This is a genomic window from Allobosea sp. CER48, assembly GCF_044752385.1.
Taxonomy (GTDB): Bacteria; Pseudomonadota; Alphaproteobacteria; order Rhizobiales; family Beijerinckiaceae; genus Allobosea.
The window spans coordinates 1-2,287 of the sequence record NZ_JBIWYK010000479.1; the positions used below are offsets into that span (position 1 = coordinate 1).

The 2,287-nt window shown below is 67.5% G+C and carries 1 protein-coding gene and 1 pseudogene; both read right to left on the reverse strand.

The window, feature by feature from the left end:
* A pseudogene (locus tag ACIPIA_RS14595) lies at positions 1-956 on the reverse strand (translocation/assembly module TamB domain-containing protein); the annotation flags it as partial.
* Positions 956-2,287, reverse strand: a 1,332-nt coding sequence (locus ACIPIA_RS14600; RefSeq protein WP_400510589.1) for an autotransporter assembly complex protein TamA, incomplete at its 5' end; no start/stop codon positions are given. The gene ACIPIA_RS14600 and the pseudogene ACIPIA_RS14595, both read right to left, overlap by 1 nt.

Here is a 2,287-nt window from a genome sequence, read left to right on the forward strand (position 1 = left end):
AGATTGCGGATATCGACGCCGCCATCGTCGCGGAGGCCGACTGCGCCATCGAGGCGGGTGGAGCCGGCGAAGACGGGAGCGACCGGCGGCGGCATCAGCCCCTCGATGCGGGCATCGAGCGCGAGCGCGAGCCGGCGCTCGGCACCGGCTCGATTGAGCGTGGCGGAGCCATCCGCACCGATCGTCGGCCCAGCGGTGAAGGTCAGGTTCGAGCGGAAGGCATCGAGCGGCCCGTCGCCGTTGAGATCGAGCTTCACCGGCGGCTCGCCAGGCAGCCCCGTGGCCTTCGAGATCAGGCCGCCGGCCGGCTCGTCGAGCTTCGCGGCAAGCTGCAGCCGGGTGCTTTCCGGCACGAAGGACAGGGTGACATCGAAGCTGCCGCCCATGTCGAGCCGCTTGGCCTGGAGCTTGAGATCGAGACCCTCGTTCGGCGGGCCGAGCCGGGCCGCGCCGCTGGCGCTGAGGCGCGCCGCCGCGCCGACCACCGGCTCCCCCAGCGCCAGCTCGTTGAGCTGGAACGCGCGCACGATCACCTTGAGCGGCAGTTCGGGCAGAATCGGCTCGTTATTGGCTGGCGCGGTCCCGGCAGGCTGCGGCGCGGGCTTGCGCAGGATCTCGAGCTTGCCGATTTCGAGCCGGTCGACATCGAGCCGACGCAGCAGAAGGGCGCTGCGGGTCCAGATCAGGCGGACGCGATCGAGGCGCAGCCAGACGCCGTCGCGATCCGAGAGGACGATGTCGCGGATCTCGACGTCGGAGGAAAGAGCGCCGTTGACCTGCCCGATCGAGACCTGGCTGGTGTCGCTGGAGAGAGCCTTCGAGATCAGGTCGGCGACGACGCCCCGGTCGGTCTGCGCATTCTGAGCGAAGCCGCCGAAATGAGCGGAGGCGAGGAAGCCCGCCGTCAGGAGGAAGGCGAACAGCGCGAGGCGAGGCAGAGTGAGAAGGCGGCGCATCAGAAGGCCTGCCCGATGCTGACGTAGAGAGCGACCGGCTTGTCGCCTTTGCGCGGGTTAAGGGGCGCGGCGACGTCGACCCGGATCGGCCCGATCCCGGTATAGTAGCGCAGGCCGAGGCCGGCAGCCATCTGCAGCTGTTGCTTTCCGTCCGGCAGTGTCGATTCGAAGGCGGTGCCGGCATCGAAGAAGGGCACGATGCCGATGGTCTCGGTGATCTTGATGCGTGCCTCGGCCGAGAGCTCGAGCAGGCTGCGGCCACCGACGAGCTGGTTCAGCGGCCCCAGCGGCGAGATGCTGCGATAGGCATAGCCCCGCACCGAGCCGCCGCCGCCGGCATAGAAGCGCCGCGTCGCGGGGATTTCATCCAGGCTCGCGCCCGAGATCGAACCGAAACCGATACGGCCCGCCAATACGTAACGGGCGTCCTCGTCGAGCGCATAATACGCGGAAACCGCCGCCTTGGTCTGGTAGATGCCGACCGTGGAGCCGAGGAAGGTCGGATACGGCGTAAAGGACGCGTTCACGCGAAAGCCCCGCGTCGGATCGAGCAGGCTGTCGGTGGAATCGTACTTCACCGACAGCGGTATTCCGACGAGCGTATAGGTCACCTCGCCCAGCACGTCGCTGGTCTGGCCGCGTTCCACCTCGAGGCCGGCCTGGACCGAGAAGGTATCGCTGAACCGGCGCATGATCGCTGTGGTGAGATTGGCGTAGCGGGCGGTATAGCCGCCATAGCGCTGCGTGCCGACGCGCTCGCGCGTCGCGACTCCATCGAGCAGCCAGTCGTATCGGCTGCCACCGAGCGCCGGCTTGATGAAGCTGAAGCCGAAGCGCGCGCCGATATCCGACTCGTTGAAATCGCCGAAGCTCTGGATCTTGGTGCCGTCGATACGCGGCGCCAGGAAGAGGTTGCCTTCGAGGCGCAGCCGCTCGGCGCCCCCAAACAGATTGCGATGCTCCCAGTAGGTCTTCACCGCCGGGCCATCGATCGTCGAATAGCGGGCGGAGAAGCCGAGCAGCCGCTTGGGCCGTTCGGTGACCTCGACGAAGATCGGCAGATTGCCTGCGCGGTCGAGCTTGCCGCCCTCGCGGATACGCACCGAACCGACCGCGGGGATCTTGGCGATCGAGCGACGGGTGTCGGCGAGGGCCTTGGGCGAATAGGGATCGCCCGGTTCGAGATAGATGAACGAGCGCACCACCTCGGGCGGAATCTCGTCCGTCTGGCCAACGGTGATGTCGCCGAAGCCGGCGAGCGGGCCGGGATCGACGACATAGGTCACATCCATAATACCTGTGGCGTGGTCGACCACCGGCCTGAGCTCGAT